The 21,552-nt window shown below is 30.4% G+C and carries 22 protein-coding genes; 19 read left to right on the top strand and 3 right to left on the bottom strand.

Going from position 1 to position 21,552, the window contains the following annotated elements; translation table 11 throughout:
- Positions 1 to 66 precede the first annotated feature (66 nt).
- The 7 genes from yfmF to KSU54_RS13515 all read left to right on the top strand — a co-directional run bounded on the left by yfmF (position 67) and on the right by KSU54_RS13515 (position 6,479).
- On the top strand, positions 67 to 1,329 hold the full coding sequence (yfmF, locus tag KSU54_RS13485) for an EF-P 5-aminopentanol modification-associated protein YfmF (protein ID WP_003538396.1): 1,263 nt from the start codon (positions 67 to 69) through the stop codon (positions 1,327 to 1,329).
- Positions 1,329 to 2,609 carry an EF-P 5-aminopentanol modification-associated protein YfmH gene (yfmH, locus tag KSU54_RS13490; protein WP_117791783.1) on the top strand — a complete coding sequence of 427 codons (1,281 nt, stop codon included), beginning with the start codon at positions 1,329 to 1,331 and terminating at the stop codon, positions 2,607 to 2,609. The genes yfmF and yfmH overlap by 1 nt, the downstream gene beginning before the upstream one ends.
- A 241-nt stretch (positions 2,610 to 2,850) precedes the next feature.
- The gene (locus tag KSU54_RS13495) at positions 2,851 to 3,081 is read left to right on the top strand and encodes a DUF896 domain-containing protein (protein ID WP_003538394.1); all 231 of its coding nucleotides are present in this window, start codon (positions 2,851 to 2,853) and stop codon (positions 3,079 to 3,081) included.
- A 91-nt stretch (positions 3,082 to 3,172) separates the two neighbouring features.
- On the top strand, positions 3,173 to 5,149 hold the full coding sequence (gene tkt, locus KSU54_RS13500) for a transketolase (RefSeq protein WP_008791722.1): 1,977 nt from the start codon (positions 3,173 to 3,175) through the stop codon (positions 5,147 to 5,149).
- Between the two features lie 102 nt (positions 5,150 to 5,251).
- Positions 5,252 to 5,632: a sporulation inhibitor of replication protein SirA gene (locus tag KSU54_RS13505; RefSeq protein WP_008791723.1), complete on the top strand. Its 381-nt coding sequence runs from the start codon at positions 5,252 to 5,254 to the stop codon at positions 5,630 to 5,632.
- Between the two features lie 2 nt (positions 5,633 to 5,634).
- Positions 5,635 to 5,835 (top strand): YneF family protein, encoded by a 201-nt coding sequence (locus KSU54_RS13510; RefSeq protein WP_003538385.1) that lies wholly within the window; start codon positions 5,635 to 5,637, stop codon positions 5,833 to 5,835.
- A 23-nt stretch (positions 5,836 to 5,858) separates the two neighbouring features.
- Positions 5,859 to 6,479, top strand: coding sequence for a histidine phosphatase family protein (locus KSU54_RS13515; RefSeq protein ID WP_008791724.1), 621 nt, complete (start codon positions 5,859 to 5,861; stop codon positions 6,477 to 6,479).
- Between the two features lie 98 nt (positions 6,480 to 6,577).
- Here KSU54_RS13515 and plsY read toward each other — a convergent pair whose 3' ends face one another.
- Positions 6,578 to 7,186 (bottom strand): glycerol-3-phosphate 1-O-acyltransferase PlsY, encoded by a 609-nt coding sequence (gene plsY, locus KSU54_RS13520; RefSeq protein ID WP_003538383.1) that lies wholly within the window; start codon positions 7,184 to 7,186, stop codon positions 6,578 to 6,580.
- Between the two features lie 114 nt (positions 7,187 to 7,300).
- On the opposite strand from plsY, the gene parE reads away from it, so the two are divergent.
- Positions 7,301 to 9,229: a DNA topoisomerase IV subunit B gene (parE, locus tag KSU54_RS13525; RefSeq protein ID WP_029480026.1), complete on the top strand. Its 1,929-nt coding sequence runs from the start codon at positions 7,301 to 7,303 to the stop codon at positions 9,227 to 9,229.
- 13 nt (positions 9,230 to 9,242) lie between these two features.
- Positions 9,243 to 11,858 (top strand): DNA topoisomerase IV subunit A, encoded by a 2,616-nt coding sequence (gene parC / locus KSU54_RS13530; protein WP_008791727.1) that lies wholly within the window; start codon positions 9,243 to 9,245, stop codon positions 11,856 to 11,858.
- Between the two features lie 17 nt (positions 11,859 to 11,875).
- On the opposite strand, the gene sigK is transcribed toward parC, so the two are convergent.
- A complete protein-coding gene (gene sigK / locus KSU54_RS13535; protein WP_003538379.1) occupies positions 11,876 to 12,562 on the bottom strand; it encodes an RNA polymerase sporulation sigma factor SigK in 687 nt (228 codons plus the stop codon).
- A 168-nt stretch (positions 12,563 to 12,730) separates the two neighbouring features.
- Between sigK and yqeH the strand changes: the two genes are divergently transcribed.
- From yqeH to KSU54_RS13575, 8 genes are all read left to right on the top strand, one after another.
- Positions 12,731 to 13,828, top strand: coding sequence for a ribosome biogenesis GTPase YqeH (gene yqeH, locus KSU54_RS13540; protein WP_003538378.1), 1,098 nt, complete (start codon positions 12,731 to 12,733; stop codon positions 13,826 to 13,828).
- A gap of 14 nt (positions 13,829 to 13,842) precedes the next feature.
- Positions 13,843 to 14,130, top strand: a complete 288-nt coding sequence (gene yhbY / locus KSU54_RS13545) for a ribosome assembly RNA-binding protein YhbY (protein WP_003538377.1) — start codon at positions 13,843 to 13,845, stop codon at positions 14,128 to 14,130.
- Positions 14,127 to 15,227, top strand: a complete 1,101-nt coding sequence (locus tag KSU54_RS13550) for a nicotinate-nucleotide adenylyltransferase (protein ID WP_003538375.1) — start codon at positions 14,127 to 14,129, stop codon at positions 15,225 to 15,227. Before yhbY ends, KSU54_RS13550 begins: the two co-directional genes overlap by 4 nt.
- Entirely contained in the window at positions 15,220 to 15,564 is a 345-nt protein-coding gene (gene rsfS / locus KSU54_RS13555) for a ribosome silencing factor (protein ID WP_009301104.1), read from the top strand. The genes KSU54_RS13550 and rsfS overlap by 8 nt, the downstream gene beginning before the upstream one ends.
- Positions 15,564 to 16,286: a class I SAM-dependent DNA methyltransferase gene (locus KSU54_RS13560; RefSeq protein WP_003538372.1), complete on the top strand. Its 723-nt coding sequence runs from the start codon at positions 15,564 to 15,566 to the stop codon at positions 16,284 to 16,286. Before rsfS ends, KSU54_RS13560 begins: the two co-directional genes overlap by 1 nt.
- Before the next feature lies 1 nt (position 16,287).
- Positions 16,288 to 16,986: a 5'-methylthioadenosine/adenosylhomocysteine nucleosidase gene (locus KSU54_RS13565; protein ID WP_009009920.1), complete on the top strand. Its 699-nt coding sequence runs from the start codon at positions 16,288 to 16,290 to the stop codon at positions 16,984 to 16,986.
- A 5-nt stretch (positions 16,987 to 16,991) separates the two neighbouring features.
- A complete protein-coding gene (locus KSU54_RS13570) occupies positions 16,992 to 19,328 on the top strand; it encodes a U32 family peptidase (protein ID WP_003538367.1) in 2,337 nt (778 codons plus the stop codon).
- A 111-nt stretch (positions 19,329 to 19,439) separates the two neighbouring features.
- Positions 19,440 to 19,784: a helix-turn-helix domain-containing protein gene (locus KSU54_RS13575; RefSeq protein WP_003538366.1), complete on the top strand. Its 345-nt coding sequence runs from the start codon at positions 19,440 to 19,442 to the stop codon at positions 19,782 to 19,784.
- A 9-nt stretch (positions 19,785 to 19,793) separates the two neighbouring features.
- Here the strand turns inward: KSU54_RS13575 and KSU54_RS13580 are convergent, their stop codons facing one another.
- Positions 19,794 to 20,333 (bottom strand): metallophosphoesterase family protein, encoded by a 540-nt coding sequence (locus tag KSU54_RS13580; RefSeq protein ID WP_003538365.1) that lies wholly within the window; start codon positions 20,331 to 20,333, stop codon positions 19,794 to 19,796.
- A 410-nt stretch (positions 20,334 to 20,743) separates the two neighbouring features.
- Between KSU54_RS13580 and KSU54_RS13585 the strand changes: the two genes are divergently transcribed.
- Together KSU54_RS13585 and KSU54_RS13590 are read left to right on the top strand one after the other, a co-directional pair.
- Positions 20,744 to 21,058: a PTS sugar transporter subunit IIB gene (locus tag KSU54_RS13585; RefSeq protein WP_003538364.1), complete on the top strand. Its 315-nt coding sequence runs from the start codon at positions 20,744 to 20,746 to the stop codon at positions 21,056 to 21,058.
- A 95-nt stretch (positions 21,059 to 21,153) separates the two neighbouring features.
- Positions 21,154 to 21,471, top strand: coding sequence for a PTS sugar transporter subunit IIB (locus tag KSU54_RS13590; protein ID WP_003538363.1), 318 nt, complete (start codon positions 21,154 to 21,156; stop codon positions 21,469 to 21,471).
- The last annotated feature ends 81 nt before the right edge of the window (positions 21,472 to 21,552 follow it).

Here is a 21,552-nt window from a genome sequence, read left to right on the forward strand (position 1 = left end):
AGATGCGGTTTTAATTTTTATTTTTTAGTGTATAATATATACATTAGGTTTGTAAAGGAGATTTTTATGAAAAAAAGTTATCAATTAGCTGGATATACACTACATGTTATTCCAAGCAAAAAATTTAAGAATATAACAATGTCATTAAAATTAGAAGGAAAGTTAACAAAAGAAAATGTTACTAAACGTTCTTTATTGGCTTTTATGCTTACTGGAGGAACAGAAAACTATCCCTCAACTCAAGCATTATCAACTCATTTGGAAGATCTTTATGGAATGAGTTTTGGCACTAATTTAGCGACTAAGGGAATTGGACAAGTGTTAAATATTTCAAGTGTTTGTATTAATGAAACATTTTTGCCGTATCAAGAAAATTTATTAGTGCAACAAATCAAAATGTTTAATGACGTTTTATTTCATCCCAATGTTAGAAATGGAAAATTTGATGAACAAACTTTTGCTATTAAGAAAAAAGAATTAAAAGAGCGTTTGATTGTTCAAAATGATGATAAATTTATGTACGGATTAGATCAATTATTCAAAAATATGGGTGAGGGTGGTTTTTTATCCATTAGTAATAATGGCTATGTAGAAGAACTTGATCGAATCACTAATGAAGAGGTCTATAAATACTTAGTTGAATGCTTAGAGAATGATGTTAAACATTTATATGTTGTTGGTGATGTTGATGAAAGTATTGTAGATGTATTTAAAGAAAATCTAAGTTTTAGCAGCAGCAGTCAACCGCTTGATCCAGTTACTAATTTCAAATCAAGCAAGAATGACATCTTAGAAGTAGTTGAAAAACAAGATATTACTCAAGCTAAATTAAATATGGGATATGTTGTTGATTGTAACTTTAAGGATCCTGGCACTTATGCGATGACTGTATTTAATGCAATTTTTGGCGGATTTTCACAATCACGGTTATTCAAAATTGTTCGTGAAAAGCATAGTTTATGTTACTATATATCATCAAGCTATGGGGCATTTAGTGGGATTATGACAGTTAATGCGGGAATTGAAGGCAGTGACTATCAAAAAGCTAAGGACTTAATTGCCCAAGAATTAAAGAATATTCAAAATGGTGATTTTAGTAATGATGAAATTGATTTAGCAAAACTGATGTTAAAAAGCTCATTAACAAAAACTAAAGATGAACCAATTAGTTTGATTACATTGGCTTATAACCGGGATTTAACAGGTGTTCAAGAAACAAATGATGAATATTTAGAAAAATTAATGCGTGTATCCAAAGAAGAAATTATTGCTGCCAGCAAAAAAGTACACTTAGATACAATTTTCTTATTAACAGGGAGTGATAAATAATGGAAAAAATATACTTTGATACTTTAAAAGAAACTTTATATCATGAAAAAATGGATAACGGATTAGAAGTTTATCTTTTACCAAAACAAGGGTTTGAAAAAACTTACGGGTTGTTTTCAACCAAATTCGGCGCTATTGATACAACTTTTGTACCTTTAAATGGTAATGAAATGATTAAAGTAGAAGACGGAATAGCTCATTTCTTAGAACATAAAATGTTTGATATGAATGGTACTGATGCTTCTGATGAGTTTGCTAAATTAGGTGCCAGTACCAATGCCTTCACTTCATCAAGTAGAACAGCCTATTTATTTAGTACTACTTCAAATGAATATCCATGTATTGAGTTACTATTAGATTTTGTTCAAAGATTAGATATTACTCCTGAAAGTGTTGAGAAGGAAAAAGGGATTATTGGTCAAGAGATAAAAATGTATGATGATGACCCAGATTGGCGTGTTTATTTTGGATCAATTCAAAACCTTTACAATAATCATCCTGTAGCCATTGATATTGCGGGAACAGTTGAAACCGTAAATCGCACTGATAAAACAATGTTGGAAACTTGCTATAATACTTTCTATCATCCTAGTAATATGATGTTATTTGTCGTAGGTAATATTAATGCCGATACAGCCATAAATGTAATTAGAGAAAATCAGGCTAAAAAGAATTTTGAAACAGCACAACCAATTATTTGCCAGAAAAACATTGAACCTTGTAAGGTTAAAACAAAAGAAAATATTTTATCAATGGATGTTGAAATGAATAAAATAATTGTTTCAATTAAAATAAATGAAATTCTTTCTAAACCTAAAGAAAAAATCAAACGTGAGTTATCAATGAATCTATTGTTTGACTTACTATTTTCAAAAAGTTCAAAATTATATAACGACTGGTTAAATAAAGGGATTATTAACGATTCATTTAGTGCAAGTTTTACGCAAGAAAGAGACTATGCATTTATTCAAATTGGATGTGATTGTGATGACTATGAAACATTAAAAAATCATTTGCTCGACTTAATTAAAAATTTTAAAGAGCTTAAGATTGAAGAAAAAGACTTTGAAAGAATTAAAAAGAAAAATATTGGATTATTTATAAATTTATTTAATAGTCCTGAAAGTATTGCGAATTTATTCAGTCGCTATTATTTTGAAGGAACTATCGCTTTGAATTTAGTCGATGAGGTGGCTGATATTCAACTTAAAGATATTTATAACACTTTTAAATATTTTGATATTGAATACACTAGTACTTGTATCGTTAAGAAAAAGTAATAATTTTGTCACATATCGCTATGCTTAAAGTGTTGACACTTAAGGTGGCTGTGTTATAATAATTTTGGTTAGAGAGTAAATAAATTTCCACATCATAGATAAGGGAACCTGATCTAAATTGCGGTGTTGAAAACCTGTCTTTGAATAGGGATCCTAAAGTATATTTAAAGGTGCCCACCTGTACTTAACAGGGAAATATCTAAAGCTCTCTACCTTTTTTATATTTAAGGAGAAAATTAAAATGAGTAATATAGATCCAGAATTAATTGTAAGAATTAATGAATTGGCTAAAAAGAAAAAAGATGGTACAATCAGTGAGGCTGAATTAGAAGAACAAAAAGAATTACGTCAAAAATATTTAAAAGCTTTTCGTAGTGGGTTTAAGCAACAATTAATGGGTGTTAAAGTTGTTGACGAAGAAGGAAATGATATCACGCCACAAAAGCTAAAAGATGAAAAATTAAAAAATTAATATAATTTGTCGAAAAACTTATTTTAATTTATACGATTTTGTGTATAATAAGAATAAGTTTTTATGTGCAAAAAAGGAGAATTAGAAATTAATGGAAACATCAAGCTTATCAATCGCAACAATTCGTGCGTTAGGTATTGATACCATCAACAAAGCTAACTCTGGTCATCCAGGGATGGTATTAGGGTCAACACCGGCAATCTATACGTTATTTACTAAGGAAATGGATTTTTATCACAAACAATCAAAATGGTTTAATCGCGATCGTTTTGTATTGGCTTCTGGTCATGCTTCAGCATTGTTATATTCAATGCTGCATTTATCTGGTTATCAAATTTCTATTGATGACTTAAAGAATTTTAGACAATGGGGTTCTATTACTCCAGGACATCCTGAATGTGATATTACTGATGGTGTCGATGCTTCTTCAGGACCTTTGGGTCAAGGAATTCCAATGGCAGCAGGAATGGCTTTAGCAGAAAAATTCTTAGCTTCAAAATATAACCGTGAGGGTTATGATGTTGTCGATCACTATACATATGCATTATGCGGAGATGGTGATATGCAAGAAGGCGTTACTTATGAGGCTGCTTCTTTAGCTGGGCATTTATCGTTAGGTAAATTAATTGTTTTATATGATGCCAATAAAGTTACGCTTGATGGGCCGTTATCAATGTCTTTTAGTGAAGATGTGAAAAAGCGTTATGAAGCAATCGGATGGCAAGTAATTCGTGTAACAGATGGAAATGATGTTAGTGCAATTCAAAAAGCAATCCGTAAAGGAAAAAAAGAATTATATAAACCAACTTTGATCATTATTGATACAGTGATTGGTTTTGGTTCAAGTAATGAAGGAACTAATAAAGTTCATGGTAATCCATTAGGAAAAGAAGATGGTAAAAATGCTAAAATTTCTTATGGCTTTGATCATGACGAATTTTATGTTCCTGAAGAAGTTTATGATGATTTTGCTAATACATGTATTAAACGTGGAAAAAATCGTTATAATAAGTGGCAGCGGTTAATGAAAGACTATAAAAATGCTTATCCAGAACTTGCTCAAGAATTAGAAAATGCTATTGCTGGGAACTTTTCATTAGATTTAGATGAAATAATGAAAAAATATTCACCTGGTCATAACGATGCAACAAGAAACACTTCATTAGAAATGATTCAAGAAGTTGCTCAACAAAATCCTACATTTATGTCAGGAACAGCTGATTTAGCATCTTCAACTAAAACAAATATTGCAGGCGAAAAAACATTTAGTGTTGAAAATTATGATGGCCGTAATTTAGCGTTTGGAATTCGTGAGTTTGCTATGGTTGCAATGATGAATGGAATCACTTTACACACAGGAATAAAAGTATCTGCAGGTGGTTTCCTAGTTTTCTCTGACTACTTTAAAGGCGCTTTGAGAATGGCTTGTTTGATGGAATTGCCAATCATTTTACCATTATCTCATGACTCGATTGCAGTTGGGGAAGATGGACCAACTCATCAACCCGTTGAACAACTAACAATGTTACGTTCAATGCCAAATATGCGAGTATTTAGACCAGCAGATGCTGTCGAAATGGCATCTGCATGGAAATTAGCAGTTGAATCAACTAATAATCCTACAGCTCTAATTTTGACTCGTCAAAATGTTACCACAATGACTGCAACTTCATACGAAGGTGTTTGTCATGGAGCCTACATTGTAGGTAAAGAAGTCAATAAATTAGATGCAATTATTATCGCTTCAGGTAGTGAAGTAAATTTAGCAATGGCAGCTAAAGAAGAATTATTGAAAGAAGATATCGATGTTCGTGTTGTATCAATGCCATCAATGGAGTTATTTGAACAGCAAGATGCTAAATATAAAGATGAGATTCTTCCACACAATGTTAGAGCTCGTTTATCGATTGAAATGGCCAGTGATTTTGGTTGGCATAAATATGTTGGTTTAGATGGTAAAACAATGTCAGTAAATAAATTTGGTGCTAGTGCACCTGCTGATATCGTTATTAAAAACTATGGTTTTACAGTTGAAAATGTAGTAAAAAACGTTAAAGATATTTTATAAGGACTAGTAAAAGTGATGTAATAACATCACTTTTATTGATTTTTGGGCATGATTTGACAATATATTTAGATTTTCTTTGATACACTAATCATGGTGATAGAAATGAATACATATAAAATATATAAGTTAAATCCTAATGTTGTTGGATTACTTGAACAATATCCAGAGGTGAAAAATCAAATTATTAATATTGAACCTAAAAATGTTTTTTTTACGAAGCAAATGGAGTGTTTATTTGGAAATAATGAAGGAGTTAGTGACTTTATCGAATACAAGTTAAAAGACCGATACGATTATCATCGGGATAAAAATAAACATGTTATTGATAATCAATTAACAAAAGAAGAAATGATTTGCGTTATTCATGATTACTATATAATTATTGAAGCAAATAAAAAAACAAATATATTCTTGGATATTTTATACCAAATATCAAAAAGTTATGTTATAATGGTAGAGCAATCTAAAAACTTGGAGGTATAAATATGTTGAATATAATTTTGGGTTTAATCGTTGGTGCGATTATCGGTTTTTTCGCAGCACGTTATATGTTTAAAAAACAATTACAAAAAAATCCACCAATCAACGAAAAAATGATTCGTGCAATGTATATGGAAATGGGTCGTAAACCTAGTGAGGCTCAAATTAAAAAAATCATGTCATCTGTTATGTCACAATATAAATAAGGGGTAACCCTTATTTTTACTTTATGAAAATATACCTTACTCGACACTCAAAAACATTGTGGAATCAAGAAAAAAGATTACAGGGATGGCAAGATTCACCGCTAACAGCAGAAGGCATAGAAGATGCTAAGTTGCTAAAAGCAAGAATCACAGAACTTAAAATTGATTATTGTTATAGCAGTCCGATAGAACGTGCTAAAGCAACAAGTGAAATATTATTTGATCATGTTCTTGTTGACGAACGATTAAAAGAAATGAATTTTGGTAAATACGAAGGATGCCTTATTAATGAATTATTAAATGATCCAATTTATAATCGATTATGGAATCTTCCGGATGATGATGTTAGCACTCCTGGTGGTGAAACATATCATGAAGTCCAAATGCGGTTAAAAGATTTTTTTAATGATATTTATAAAAAACATCATGATGATACAATTTTTATTACGATTCATGGGATGTTATTTATTATTCTTCACGGAATAATGCTTAATTATAAAACATCCGAATTAACAAAAATCAATAAATATGTTGTTCGTGGTTGTTCTTTAAGTGAAGTTGAATATGATGGAAAAGAATTTAAGATTAAATATATTGGTGATGATAGTCATCTAAAAAGTAGTGAAATAATTACATATAAATAATTACCTAATGGATGCATCTCTTTTTGGATAATGCATCCTTATTTTTATTAAATAAAAAAGCCGTGATAATTCACAACTTTATGTATTAACGAGCATATTTACATCCAAGTAATTTTATTTTCTGTCCCATTTTTAATTCTAATTAAATTTTCTTTGTGTCGATAAATTAACAGTAAAATAACCGCTGCAGTTACGATTTTACCAGTCATTGACATATTTAAAAACGGAATTGCAAACAATACTGAAGACGATGCTAAAACTGAAGACAGTGAAACATATTTAGAAAGCTTTAGAACAATGAAGAAAACGACTAAGGCTAAGACAGCACCTATAGGATTGACAGCCATAAAAAAACCGATTGCAGTTGAAACTGCTTTACCGCCTTTGAAATTTGCAAAAACAGGATAGCAGTGCCCAATCACACAAGCTAAAGCACATATATATGCTAAATCATTATTCATTTTTAATAGTGAACATAAGTAACTAGTTAAAAGCATTACTAATAATGCCTTTGAAGCATCCAAAAGAATTACAGCAACACCAGCTTTTTTTCCTAAAACACGACCAGTATTTGTTCCCCCTAAATTACCGGAACCATAGTTTCTAACATCAGTTTTATAGACTAATCGCCCAATAACTAATGCAAAGGGAATCGATCCATATAGATAACTGAGTATAATTAAAATTATTGAAATCATTATATCCATTTTTTATCACCTGTGACTATTATATATTATCATTATAAAAATGCAATAATCTTTGAAAAAAACCTAAAATTTAGGTATAATGGTACAAGTGATTAAAGGAGGCAGATGAATTATATGGCAGCTAAAAGTAATTATGATGAGTCAAATATTCAAATACTTGAAGGCTTAGAAGCAGTTCGTAAGCGACCAGGAATGTATATTGGTTCGACTGATGCACGCGGACTGCATCACTTAGTTTGGGAAATTGTTGATAATGCAATTGATGAAGCACTTTCAGGATTTGGTGATAATATACAAGTAACGATTTGTAAGGATAACAGTATCAAAGTAACTGACCATGGTCGGGGAATGCCGACAGGGATGCATGCTTCAGGTAAGCCTACAACAGAAGTAATCCTTACGATTTTACATGCCGGTGGTAAGTTTAACGAAGACGGCGGTTATAAAACTTCTGGCGGATTACATGGAGTTGGGGCGTCGGTCGTTAATGCACTATCTTCATGGCTTGAAGTAACAATTTATCGTGATGGAAAAGTTTGGCAGCAAAGATTTGAAGATGGTGGTAGTAAAGTTGGGAAGTTAAAAGTGATTGGTAAATCAAATCAAACTGGAACAACGATTCATTTTATGCCCGATTCAAGCATTTTTTCAGTTTATGAATATAATTTTTCTACGATTAGTGAACGATTGATGGAAAGTGCGTTCCTTTTAAAAGGAATCAAAATTGATTTAGTTGATGAACGTACAGGTAAAGAGATAAGTTATCAATACGATAATGGTTTAACAGCATTTGTTGAATATTTAAATTATGAAAAAGAGACTCTTAATGAAATTATTAATATTGAGGGTACAAATAATGAAATAGAAGTTGATGTCGCTATGCAGTTCACTAGTGGTTATCAAGAAACTACTTTATCTTTTGTGAATTTAGTTAGAACTGGTGATGGTGGAACTCATGAAACAGGATTTAGATCAGCTTTAACTAGAACGTTTAATGAATATGCTCGTAAATATGGGTTATTAAAAGAAAAGGACAAGAATTTAGAAGGAAATGATGTTCGTGAAGGACTTTCGGCAATTATTTCAATTAAAGTACCTGAACATTATTTACAGTTTGAAGGACAAACAAAATCTAAACTAGGAACGCCAGAGGCACGAAATGTTGTAGATACAGTAGTTTATGAAAAACTTACATATTTTTTAGAAGAGCATAAAGAAACAGCAGATAATCTTGTTAAGAAAATGATTAAAGCTGCTCAAGTTCGTGATGCGGCACGTAAAGCTCGAGAAGCTGCTCGTAAAGGTAAAGGCCCACGTCAAGAAAAAATTTTAAGTGGAAAATTAGCACCTGCTCAATCTAAAGATAAAAAACGTAAAGAGCTATACTTAGTCGAAGGAGATTCAGCAGGCGGTAGTGCAAAACAAGGTCGCGATCGTAAATATCAAGCAATTTTACCATTACGAGGAAAAGTTGTTAATACTGAAAAGGCAGCAATGGCTGACATTTTAAAAAATGAAGAAATTGCAACAATTATTAATACAATTGGGGCTGGCGTTGGAGCTGATTTTAACGAAAAAGATAGTAATTATAATAAAGTAATCATCATGACCGATGCTGATACCGACGGTGCCCATATTCAAATTCTTTTACTAACTTTCTTCTATCGATATATGCGAGATCTAATTACTGCAGGAAAAGTATATATTGCTTTACCACCACTTTATAAAGTGTCAAAGAAAAGTGGGAAAAAGGAAGATATCGTTTACGCTTGGGAAGAAGACGAATTAGAAGAAGCAAAGAAGAAAATTGGTCGTGGATATAATGTACAACGGTATAAAGGACTTGGGGAGATGAATGCTTCTCAATTATGGGAAACAACTATGAATCCAGAAACTCGGACTTTAATTCAAGTATCAATTGAAGATGCGGCAATTGTTGAACGTCGAGTTTCTGTATTAATGGGTGATAAAGTAGAACCAAGACGAGAATGGATTGAACAAAATGTCCAATTTACATTAGAAGATAATTTTGCAATTGAGTAAGGAGAAAATAAGCGTGGATAAAAAAATAATTATGTCATTAGAAACTATCATGGGTGACCGCTTTGGAAAATATTCTAAATATATTATTCAAGATCGTGCTTTACCTGATGTTCGTGATGGTTTAAAACCAGTACAGCGCCGGATTCTTTATTCGATGTATAAAGAAGGAAATTTATATTCAAAACCATATCGTAAGTCAGCAAAAACAGTTGGGAACGTTATTGGTAATTATCATCCTCATGGAGACATATCAGTATATGATGCAATGGTCCGTTTATCCCAAGATTGGAAAATGCGTGTTCCATTAGTTGATATGCAAGGAAATAATGGATCTATTGATAACGATCCGGCAGCAGCAATGCGTTATACTGAAGCTCGTCTATCAGCAATTGCTGTTGAATTACTAAAAGATTTAGATAAAGATACAGTATTAATGTCTTTAAACTTTGATGATACAGAATATGAACCAACTGTATTACCAGCGGCCTATCCAAATTTATTAGTAAATGGTGCAACGGGAATATCGGCCGGTTATGCAACAGATATTCCTCCACATAATCTTGAAGAAGTAATCGATGCAACGATTCATCGAATTAAATACCCTAACTGTTCTTTGGAAAAACTAATGGAATTTATTAAAGGTCCAGATTTTCCAACTGGAGCTATTGTTGAAGGAAAACAAGGAATTTTAAATGCCTTTAAAAGTGGCCGTGGGAAAGTGATTGTTCGTAGTACTAGTGAAATGATTGAAGAGAAAACGATGAATAAAATCGTTATTACTGAAATTCCCTATGAAGTAAACAAAGCAGAATTAGTTCGTAAAATTGATGAAATTCGATTTAATCGCAATATCGATGGAATTATCGAAGTTCGTGATGAATCTGATCGTACTGGATTACGGATTGTTATTGATTTAAAAAAGGATATAAATGTACAAAATACTCTTAACTATCTATACAAAAATACTGATCTACAAAAAAATTACAACTATAATATGGTTGCAATCAAAGATAAGCGACCAGTCTTAATGGGGGTAATTGAGATTTTAGATGGCTATATTGCACATCAAATAGATGTTGTTACACGAAGTTCAATTCATGATCTTAATAAGGCTAATGAGCGTAAACATATCGTTGAAGGATTGATTAAAGCAATTTCAATTTTAGATGAGGTTGTAAAAACAATTAGACAATCAAAAGATAAAAGCGATGCTAAAAATAACTTGATTGAAAAATATGGTTTTAGCGAAAAACAAGCTGAAGCAATTGTAATGTTACAATTGTATCGTTTAACAAACACTGATATTGTCACATTGGAAAATGAAAATAAAGAATTAGATAATCGAATTGCATATTTAAATAATATTTTAAACAGTGATGAGGTTCTACGTAAAGTTATTATTGATCAATTAAAAGGTATTAAGAAAAAATATCCAATGCCACGTCTATCAAAAATTCGTGATGAGGTTCAAGAAATTAAAATAGATGAGAAAGCAATGATCCTATCTGAGGATATCAATGTTTCTATTACCCGTGATGGATATATTAAGCGAATTAGTAATCGTTCTATCAAGGCTAGTGAAGGTATTCCGTTCGGCAAAAAAGAAAATGACTATCTAGTTTCAATGTATCAAGCCAATACGTTAGATCATTTATTGCTGTTTACTGATGCTGGAAATTATCTCTTTATTCCAGTTCATAAGATTGAAGAATTTAAATGGAAAGATGCTGGTAAACATGTTAGTTATTTAGTAAAACTAAATGCTGGTGAAAAAATCATCGGAACTATTTTGGTAAAAGATTTTAATTTACCATTGTACGTTATGCTAGCAACAAAAAATGGTCAAATCAAACGGACGAATTTAAAAGATTTTGAAGTTACTCGATATTCAAAGCCCCTTAAATGTATGGGATTAAAGAATGATGATCGGGTAGTCGATGTTAAATTGACTGATAATAATCAAGGAATTATCTTAACGACTAAAGCTGGGTATGGAGCATTATATTCAGAGCAAGAAGTTTCAATCGTTGGAATCAAAGCCGCTGGGATTAGAGCTGTAAATTTAAAAAATGATGAGTTAGTTAGTCTCAATATTTTTAATCCATTAGTTAGCAGTTCATTAATCGTTATTAGCGAAGAAGGTGGGGTTAAACGAATTAAAATTGGCGATATAACACCTTGCAATCGTGCTACAAAAGGAACTTTATTGTATAAGAATCCTAAATCTAAAATTATTTATGTAAAAGATTCCGTAATTGTTGATAATTCACAATTAATTACAGTCACTTTAAACGATCAGACTTCATTTGAATTTAAAGCAACTGACTATAATAATGCTAATCTTGAGCAAAAACCAAGTGTAGCTAATAAATTAACGGCTAATCAAGTAATTGATGATGTTTATATAAATTCTCCAATTTCAACAAGTGATTATGATGTAGCTAAGAAAACCGAAGTTGATTTAGAAATCTTTAAACAACCCAAAGAGCATACCTTATTAGATGATTTTGAAAGTGATGAGGTTGAAACTACCAAAAATAAAGCGGTTGTTAAAGTACCCAAAAAAACAGAACCAATTAAATATGAAAAAATATCTCTAGAAGATATTCTAAAAGAAGATGATTTTTAAACCGTAAATTATATAATTTACGGTTTTTCTTTCATATGTTCACGCAATAATTTAATTAATGCACGTTTTTCAAGACGTGAAACATAAGAACGTGAGATATTTAATTTTTTAGCAATATCTTTTTGAGTATACTTTTTGGTATTATTCAAGCCATAACGCATAATCAAAGTATCTTTTTCGCGGGGTTCAAGAACACTAAAATATGTTGTAAATTTATCTAAAGTATCCTTTTTATCTACTATATCGATAAACTCCTCTTGTTTTGCGGCAATGATATCACCTAAAACTATTTCACTGCCATCCTTATCAATACCGATTGTCTCATTTAATGAAATATCTAAGTTAGTCTTTTTATTAGTTCTAAGATGCATTAATATCTCATTTTCAATACATCTGGAAGCATAAGTGGCTAACTTAGTTTTATGGTTTTGTTTATAACTATCGACTGCTTTAATCAGTCCTATTGTTCCAATTGAAATCAGATCTTCCTGCATATCTTTATTGTTCTCGTATTTTTTAGCAATATGAGCTACCAATCTTAAATTTCTTTCAATTAAAACATTCCGAGCCTCTTTGTCACCATTAAAAAACTGTTCAAGATATCTTTCTTCCTCTTTAGCTGTTAGTGGTAACTCAAAAGATTTTGATTTAATGTATGAGACAAAGAAACCATTAGTAAGTAAGGATAATAATGTTGAAAACATTTATATTTCACCTCTAATACATATATATTGTCAATCTTTTAATTTAGGACAAAAATCTTTATATTCATCCAAATAAATAAAATTATACCAAGTTTTATTTTAACGATTATTTACTTTAAAATTGGCTTAAAATAAGGTACAATGGGAGTGGTTTGAAAAGGAGATAGTATGACTAAAGAGATTAGATGTTTTGGCTGTGGAGCCATAATTCAAAGTGAAGACGAAAAAAAGATAGGTTTTGTGCCTAAAAATGCTTTAGAAAAAGATGTAATTCTTTGTAAACGCTGTTTTCGCTTAAAAAATTATCATGAATTACAAAAAACAGATCTTACTAGTGATGATTTTTTAAAAATTCTTCAAGAAATCGGAAATCATGATTGTCTTGTTGTTTATTTAGTTGATTTATTTGATTATAATGGCAGCTTAATAAATGGATTATCACGGCATCTTAATAATAATGATATTTTAGTTCTTGGAAACAAACGAGATATTTTGCCAAAATCACTAAAAGATCGTAAAATTGAGCATTGGCTAAGAAGACAGTTGAAAGAATCAGGAATTAAACCTATTGACGTTATTTTATCAAGTGGAACCAAAAATTATAATTTAGATTTATTAATAGATAAGATTAATGAATATCGTCATGGTCGAGATGTTTATATTGTTGGAGTTACTAATGTCGGGAAATCTTCGTTGATTAATTCTTTATTAAAACATTATGCAGGAGTAACTGATAATTTAATAACAACAAGTGAATTTCCTGGAACAACGCTTGATTTAATTGAAATTCCACTAGATGATAAAAATTATTTATATGATTCGCCTGGTATCATTAATAATCATCAGATGGCTCATTTAGTTAAAGATGAAGATTTGAGAATAATTATTCCTAAAAGCGAATTAAGACCAATTAATTTTCAATTAAACGACCAACAAACACTATATTTTGGTGGGTTGGCACGCGTTGATTTCATTAAAGGACCGCGTAGTTCTTTTACTTGTTTTTTTCCAAAATTATTAAAAATTCATAGAACTAAATTGGGAAACAGTGATAATTTATATAATCGGCACTTGACTCTGATGCCGGAAATTGAAAGTATTAAGGATATTAATGAAATGGCAAGTTATGATTTTAAATTACCAGAGGGTAAAATTGATATTGTTATTTCCGGTCTAGGATTTGTCAGTGTTAATTGTCCCAATGCCAATGTTAGAGTTCATGCACCACAAGGTGTTGGTGTTTTTATTAGAGAAGCATTAATTTAGAAAGGAATCGGGTTATGTTAACAGGAAAGCAAAAAAGATATTTAAGAGGGATAGCACATAATTTAAATGCTATTTTTCAAATTGGTAAAGAAGGAGTTCATCAAACTCAAATTGAAGGCATTGACGATGCTCTAGAAGCTCATGAATTGATCAAAGTAAAAATTCTTGAATCATGTGCTGATTCAAAAAATGAGATTGCGCTAGAGTTAAGTATGAAAACAAAAGCAGATGTTGTGCAAATTTTAGGAAGAACAATTATTTTATATCGCCCAAGTGAAAAGGAAATTTATAAATTACCATGATAAAAATAGGTGTTTTTGGCGGTAGTTTTGACCCAATTCATCGTTCTCATGTACGCGTGATTGAAGAGTCAATCAGGCAATTAAAGTTAGATAAAATTTTAGTTATGCCGACTGCTAACAACCCATGGAAAGACTCTACAGGAGCAACTAAACAACAACGATTAGCGATGTTGGAAATTGCTTTAAAGCGCTATAAAAATGTTGAAATTTGCCGCTACGAGATTGATCAAGATAGTAGTAAAAAAAATTATACGATCGATACAATTAGATATCTAAAAAAAATATATCCAAATGATCAGTTATATTTTATGATGGGAATGGATCAAGCAAGTTTATATCATAAATGGATTGCTGCTAAAGAATTGAGTCAATTAGCTCAATTAGTGGTATTCGATCGCATAGGTTATCAAATTAATGATAATTTAGATAAATATAATTTTATTCACTTAGATTTGGTTGCCAGTGATGACGCTAGTAATAATATCCGGAATGGTGCATTACATGCTTTAAATCCTGAAGTTTTAAAATATATTGTTAATAATGGTATTTATTTAGAAACAATTGTGAAAAATAAAATGTCTTTAAAACGCTATCGTCATACAGTGAGCATGGCTCATTTAGCTAAAGAAATTGCATTAGCTAATAATCTAGATGGTAGAAAAGCATATGTAGCAGGAATGCTTCATGATATTGCTAAAGAAATGCCTCATGATGAAGCTGTTGTAATAATGCAAAAAAATTATCCAGATTATCTTAATAAACCAGAGGCGGTTTGGCATCAATGGTTATCTGAATATGTTGCAAAAAATGAGTATTTAGTTGATGATCCTGAAATATTACAAGCAATTAGGCATCATACAACTGCTTCTTTATATATGTCAAAACTTGATATGTGTATTTATGAAGCTGATAAATACGATCCAAGTCGAGATTACGATTCTTCAAAAAAAATTGCATTATGCAAAAAAGATGTAGTTGCTGGCTTTAAAGGGTGTTTACAAGATTTTTATGATTTTTCCCATGAAAAAGGGCGAAAAATTGATGAATGTTTTTTTGAAATTTATAATAAATATGCAAAAGGAGATATTAATGAATAAATTAGAAGTAATTATAAAAGCATTAGATGATAAATTAGCAGAGGACATTGTAGTAATTGACATGCAGTTAGCTAGTCCTATTTTTGATACTTTTGTGATTTGTTCAGCAAGTAACGAGAGATTGATGAATGCTTTACGTGACAGTGTCGAAGACAGCTGTCATGAAAATGGTTATGAAGTTAAAAAAATTGAAGGGTTACGCAATAGCAAGTGGTTATTGATGGATTATGGTGATATCGTTGTGCATATATTTGATGCTGACGAACGAAACAGTTATAATCTTGAGAAATTATGGTCTGATATGCCACGAATTGACGTATCAAAATATTTAGCTTAATGTCATACGAAAATTTTGCTTATTACTATGACAGCTTAATGGATGAACAATTTTATGATGATTATTTCAAGTTTATAAATGAGCACGCTGATTTTAAAAGCGTGCTTGAACTTGGGTGTGGAACTGGTGAAATTGCAATTCGTTTAGCTAAAGCAGGTAAAGAGATTTATGCAACTGATCTTTCTAAAGATATGCTTGAAGTTTCACGTTTGAAAGCAATGGAAGCAGATGTTAATCTTTTATTAGGTCGAGTTGATATGACTGATTTTGTAACCGATAAAGCAGTAGATTTGATTTTATGCCTTTGTGACTCAATTAATTATGTTTTGAGTAAAAAGAAAGTATTAAGAACTTTTAAAAATGTATATGAATCACTAAAATATAATGGAACCTTTATATTTGATGTTGATAGTCTTTATAAGATGGATGAAATTCTAGATGGCTATTTTGAAGAAGAAGATGCTGATGATTTCTATTTTAAATGGCATGTAGAAAAGACTGCTCTTGGTAAAGTGGAACATGAAATTGAGATAATTGATAAGGAAAATAATGAACATATAAAAGAAATGCATTATCAGCAAACTTACGATATTGAAATTTATCTTAGCTTATTGAAACAGGCAGGTTTTACGGATGTACAATATTATGGTGAGTTTGAGGAATATCATGATAAATCACAAAGAATTATTTTTATATGTCATAAAAGAAGGGGAGGTAAGTAGAATGATTGGAATTATCGGAGCAATGGAAGAAGAAGTGGCAGCAATTAAAGAATATATGGAGATTACTGAAACACGCTCTATTCTTGATTGTACATTTTATCAAGGAACGATAAAAGAGCGCCAAGTCGTTTTGTTACAGGGTGGAGTAGGAAAAGTTAATGCTGCTATTTGTACTACTTTATTACTGACTAACTATAAAATAGATTATGTCATAAATATCGGTTCTGCTGGTGGATTGTGTTTAACTCAAGAAGTTGGGGATATAGTTATTTCTAATGAAGTTTGTCAACATGATTTTGATATTACGGCATTTCCCAATCGAGTGATTGGTGAAGTTCCAGGTTTACCCCCAAGAATAGAAGCAGATCGTCAACTAATTACTCAAGCTAAAACAATATTATCAAACTTAAATTTAAATTGCGAAATTGGTCTAATTGTTTCTGGTGACCAATTTGTTGCTACACCGGAAGTAGCAACACGCATTAAAAATAATTTTCCTGATGCAAAATGTACTGAAATGGAAGCAGCAGCAATTGCTCAAACATGCTATAAATTCGGGACTAGTTTTATTATTACACGTTCTTTAAGTGATGTTTTTGGTAAGGGAGATTCTTCTGTCCAATTTGATGAATATTTAAAAAAAGCATCCCAAGCGTCAGCTAAAATGTGTATAGCATTAATTGCAGAAACGGAGCATTAATACATATGCAAAATATAGAATTACTTGCTCCAGCTGGAAGTTATGAAGCTTTAGTAGCAGCGGTTCAAAATGGTGCAAATGCAATTTATTTAGGAGGAAATGAATTTAGTGCCAGAGCTTTTGCAACAAACTTTAATCGCGAGGAATTACAAGCTGCAGTTGCATATGGCCATTTACGCAACGTTAAAATTTATGTAACTGTAAATACTTTATATGAAGATAATCAGTTTGAAAAACTACAAGATTATCTTTTGTTTTTACAAACAATAAAAGTTGATGCTTTAATTATTCAAGATATCGGACTGATGAGTTTTGTTAAACAATACTTTCCAGATTTTGAAATTCATATGTCAACACAGACTAGTATTTATAATTTGTCAGCAGTTAAATATTTTGAAGATGCTGGTGTTGATCGTGTTGTTTTAGCGCGCGAAAATACACTTGATGAAATAGCTGATATTTGTCAAAACACAATTCTAGATATTGAGGTGTTTGTTCATGGTGCTCTATGTATGTCATATTCGGGACAGTGTTTAATGTCGAGTATGATTGCTAAAAGAAGTGGAAACAAAGGCGCTTGTGGACAGCCTTGTCGGCTCGCTTATAAATTGCAAAAAGATAGTATGAATTTAGATAAAATTCCAAGCTATTTATTATCACCTAAAGATTTATGTACCTTTGAGAATATTGGGCAATTAATTGATGCTGGTGTTACATCATTTAAAATAGAAGGACGGATGAAACGACCTGAGTATGTTGCTACAATCGTTAAACAATACCGTGAAGCAATAGATGCATATTTAAAAAATACGACAGTTAATGCATTTGAGCAGCGTATAAAAAAAATGAAGCAAATGTTCAACCGTGGATTCACTGGTGGATATATTTTAAAAGATCAAAATTTTGTGGCTAAAGATTATCCTGGAAACCGAGGAATTGAAGTTGGTACAGTGATAGATTATGATAAACATCGAAAAATTGTAAAAATTCAATTACAAGATAAGTTGAAACAAGGAGATCGGATTAATTTCAAGAGTGTTGGGTTTACTCGAACTATTACAAAGTTATATTTATTTAATAATTTGATTAATCAAGGCAATGCTGGTGATATTGTTGAAATCGAATTGAATACCCCAGTAAAAAAGAATGAAACAGTATATAAGGTTATTGATATAGATCTAATCAATGAAGCTTTAGCAAGTTATAAAAATGAAAATATTAAAAATACAGTAACTATGGCATTTTCAGGTCAAATCAACGAACCAGCACGATTAACCATCAACTATAAAGATTTAAAAGTTGAAAAAGTTTCTAATCTTCTAATTGAATCAGCAGCTAAATTGCCATTAGATCCTCAAAGAATCAGACAACAATTAGGAAAATTAGGAAATACAGTATTTAAGGCAAATGATATTACTATTGACTTTCCTGATAATGGTTTTTTTAGTATTAAAGAAATTAATGAAATGCGTCGTCAAGCAATAGATGAACTTTCTAATATGATAGTAAAGATAAAAAAAGTTAAAAAACCAATGATTAAAACTAAACATAATCATATTAATAAACAAATTAAAGGGATTGTGGTAAAAATTTATAATTTGGCACAATTAAAAGCATTGTTAACAGAGGAAGTGGATGCATATTATTTTCCTATCAACGAAGAACTTGATGAAGCTATAAGTTTAGCGCATTCTGTAAATAAAGAAATAATCCCATTTACAAGCTTTTTGAATAATCAGGATATTTTAATCAAGTTTAAAAATAGTGTCTCATACAATAAGATAAATAGTATTTTAGTAGGTGACTATGGAGCATTACAAATTTTTAAAGATAAAAAATGTATTTTAGATAGTACTTTCAACCTTTATAATAGCTATGCTTTGAATTATTTTAATAATCATGATGCTATTCTTTCTCTCGAGATGAGTAGAAAACAAGTTAATCATTTAAATAATATTAAACAAAATATTATAATGACAGTGTATGGCAAAACAATCAATATGCATCTAAAACACTGCTTAATAAGTGATCATTATTTTAATTGTAAAAAAATCAAATGTAATCTTTGTAAACAAGGAAAGTTTACTTTAATTGATCGTAAAGGTGAACAATTTGATATTTTCCCAGATCAAGACTGTAATAACTTAATATTCAATAGTCACTGTCTTTACATTGATCATTTAGAAAAACTAGAAGTTGATTTTATTTTGCTTTCATTTAGTAATGAAGCACCAGAAATCACCAAAGCTGTATTTAGGGATTTCAAAAATAATATTATGTTTGCTAAACCTCGACAAATTAGTTTAAAAACAAAACTAACTAATGGATATTTTTATGACTAATTATCTAATTATATAAATAAAAATTATTATTTGTCGAAATAAATTATAAATATACAAAATCTTATTGAAGAAAAATAAGGAAAATGCTAAAATCTATTTATCGGAGGTATAATGATGATTGATAAAGATTTAGCGGCACGATTAAAATCTTATCGGAATTTCAAACACCTGACACAAAAGGATGTTGCTGCTTATTTAAAAGTACCACATTCAGCCATTTCAGATATTGAAAATGGTAAGAGGGATATTACAGTAGGGGAATTAAGAATATTTTCTAACTTATATGGACGAAGTGTAGAAGAAATAATGAGTGGTAAAAAATACGACTACTATAATATTGCTAATATCGCACGGTTGTTAACAGAGTTACCGGATGAAGATTTAAAAGAAGTAATGTTTATGATTGAATATAAACGTAAGCGAAATGAAGAAAAAAATAGAAGTGAGAAATTTTAAATCTCACTTCTATTTTAGTATTTGCTTAAATTCTTCTAAAACGATTTTTCCATCGTCTAGAACCATTTTTGAGCATTCTTCAAAAGTTTCACTATTATAATAATTTACTTTTATAGTATCACCGATTTCCACGATTGCAAAGGTTCCGAAACCATATGAACCTCGATTGATCATCACACTGCCTGGATTAATAATATAACGGTTACCAATTTGGGTATATGCAGGAACATGAGTATGTCCGTGAAAACAGATATCAATATTATTAGCAATCATATATTGCTTTATTTTATCATTTCCGTAGTATATATCGTAAGCATTTCCATGAGTAATTAAACAGCGATATTTTCCAATTTCTAAAATAATATTGACTGGAAAATCTTCATCATCATGATTACCTTTTACAGTATAATATTTGTTTAACAAGAAATCATCTTTTTTTAAGGATGAATCTCCACAATGTAAATAATAATCCATCTTAGGATATGTTTGATTAATTTTTTGAAATAATTCATTTTGTAAATGAGTATCACTAATTACTAATACCTGCATGTAAAATCACTTCCTTCTTTATCTATCATAACATATTTGAAAAAGGATAAAAATAAAGATAATTATTCTTTGACACCAATGGTCTAGACAAGTACAGAAGAATAGCGTCTGTTATACTATAAAAAAAGATTTATTTGAAATATTTTATAAAAGAAAAATTAAAATTTTTAGATTCTTTTTTTATAATTCCACTTCAAAAAAACGGTGTTAAAGAGCTTTAAAAATTGATGATTCTAACAAGGAAAATTTTAAAATGGCAAGATTTATTAACTAAGAGTAGAAGTTATTTTTTACTAAAAAATTCATTTTTAATTGTAAAAAAATAAAGCATTTCAGCCAAGAAAGTGTTTACATTCTAAGCCATTCGGTGTAAAATTAATTTAGGTAAAAAAAAAGGAGTGTATATTATTATGAAAACTATTTTATTAGTGTGTTCAGCAGGTATGTCTACTAGCTTACTAGTAACAAAAATGGAAGGTGCTGCTAAAGATGCAGGTGTTGAATGTAAAATTTTTGCATTACCATTCTCTGATGCACCAAGAGTATTAGAAGAAGTAGATTGTATTTTACTTGGCCCACAAGTTAGATTCCAAAAAGCTGCTATTGAAAAATTGGCTGCTGGACGTAAAGCAGGAGCTATCCCTGTTGATGTAATCGATATGAGAGATTATGGAACTATGAACGGTAAAGCTGTATTTGAAGCTGCAATGAAAATGATTGGGTAATCAAAAAGCTTAAACTGAAATAACAAAAGATAAAACGGGCGTTTTTTGTGATGCCCTTTTTATATGAAATTTAACAATAAAGGAGAGAGTTAGTTATGGCAACAAGAATTATGTTAGTATGTGCTGCAGGTATGTCTACTAGTTTATTAGTAACAAAAATGGAAGTAGCAGCAAAAGAAGCTGGAGAAGAAGTAGAAATCTTTGCTTTACCTTTGACAGAAGGTGAAAAAATTATTGATACTGTAGATTGTGTATTACTTGGCCCACAAGTTAGATATGCAAAAAAAGAAGTTGAAAAAATTATTGCAGATACTGGAAAAGATATTCCTTATGATGTAATTGAAATGAAAGATTACGGAATGATGAATGGTAAAGCTGTTTACGAATTTGCTAAAAAATTAATGGGAAGATAATTCCTTACGATTAAATAAAAACGGATAAAATTTATCCGTTTTTATTTTGACGAAATTTCAAGAAATAGGGGTTTTATATTG

The organism is Erysipelatoclostridium sp. MSK.23.31 (genome assembly GCF_019125875.1).
GTDB lineage: Bacteria > Bacillota_I > Bacilli_A > Erysipelotrichales > Coprobacillaceae > Thomasclavelia > Thomasclavelia ramosa.

Bases quoted from the DNA above. Each gene is read 5' to 3' on its own strand.
- yfmF (WP_003538396.1), top strand. From the start codon at position 67: ATGAAAAAAAGTTATCAATTAGCTGGATATACACTACATGTTATTCCA.
- KSU54_RS13565 (WP_009009920.1), top strand. From the start codon at position 16,288: ATGATTGGAATTATCGGAGCAATGGAAGAAGAAGTGGCAGCAATTAAA.
- KSU54_RS13575 (WP_003538366.1), top strand. From the start codon at position 19,440: ATGATGATTGATAAAGATTTAGCGGCACGATTAAAATCTTATCGGAAT.
- KSU54_RS13505 (WP_008791723.1), top strand. From the start codon at position 5,252: ATGAATACATATAAAATATATAAGTTAAATCCTAATGTTGTTGGATTA.
- KSU54_RS13590 (WP_003538363.1), top strand. From the start codon at position 21,154: ATGGCAACAAGAATTATGTTAGTATGTGCTGCAGGTATGTCTACTAGT.
- KSU54_RS13550 (WP_003538375.1), top strand. From the start codon at position 14,127: ATGATAAAAATAGGTGTTTTTGGCGGTAGTTTTGACCCAATTCATCGT.
- tkt (WP_008791722.1), top strand. From the start codon at position 3,173: ATGGAAACATCAAGCTTATCAATCGCAACAATTCGTGCGTTAGGTATT.
- parE (WP_029480026.1), top strand. From the start codon at position 7,301: ATGGCAGCTAAAAGTAATTATGATGAGTCAAATATTCAAATACTTGAA.
- yqeH (WP_003538378.1), top strand. From the start codon at position 12,731: ATGACTAAAGAGATTAGATGTTTTGGCTGTGGAGCCATAATTCAAAGT.
- sigK (WP_003538379.1), bottom strand. From the start codon at position 12,562: ATGTTTTCAACATTATTATCCTTACTTACTAATGGTTTCTTTGTCTCA.
- KSU54_RS13570 (WP_003538367.1), top strand. From the start codon at position 16,992: ATGCAAAATATAGAATTACTTGCTCCAGCTGGAAGTTATGAAGCTTTA.
- KSU54_RS13495 (WP_003538394.1), top strand. From the start codon at position 2,851: ATGAGTAATATAGATCCAGAATTAATTGTAAGAATTAATGAATTGGCT.
- plsY (WP_003538383.1), bottom strand. From the start codon at position 7,186: ATGGATATAATGATTTCAATAATTTTAATTATACTCAGTTATCTATAT.
- KSU54_RS13515 (WP_008791724.1), top strand. From the start codon at position 5,859: ATGAAAATATACCTTACTCGACACTCAAAAACATTGTGGAATCAAGAA.
- KSU54_RS13585 (WP_003538364.1), top strand. From the start codon at position 20,744: ATGAAAACTATTTTATTAGTGTGTTCAGCAGGTATGTCTACTAGCTTA.
- KSU54_RS13580 (WP_003538365.1), bottom strand. From the start codon at position 20,333: ATGCAGGTATTAGTAATTAGTGATACTCATTTACAAAATGAATTATTT.
- KSU54_RS13510 (WP_003538385.1), top strand. From the start codon at position 5,635: ATGTTGAATATAATTTTGGGTTTAATCGTTGGTGCGATTATCGGTTTT.
- KSU54_RS13560 (WP_003538372.1), top strand. From the start codon at position 15,564: ATGTCATACGAAAATTTTGCTTATTACTATGACAGCTTAATGGATGAA.
- rsfS (WP_009301104.1), top strand. From the start codon at position 15,220: ATGAATAAATTAGAAGTAATTATAAAAGCATTAGATGATAAATTAGCA.
- yfmH (WP_117791783.1), top strand. From the start codon at position 1,329: ATGGAAAAAATATACTTTGATACTTTAAAAGAAACTTTATATCATGAA.
- yhbY (WP_003538377.1), top strand. From the start codon at position 13,843: ATGTTAACAGGAAAGCAAAAAAGATATTTAAGAGGGATAGCACATAAT.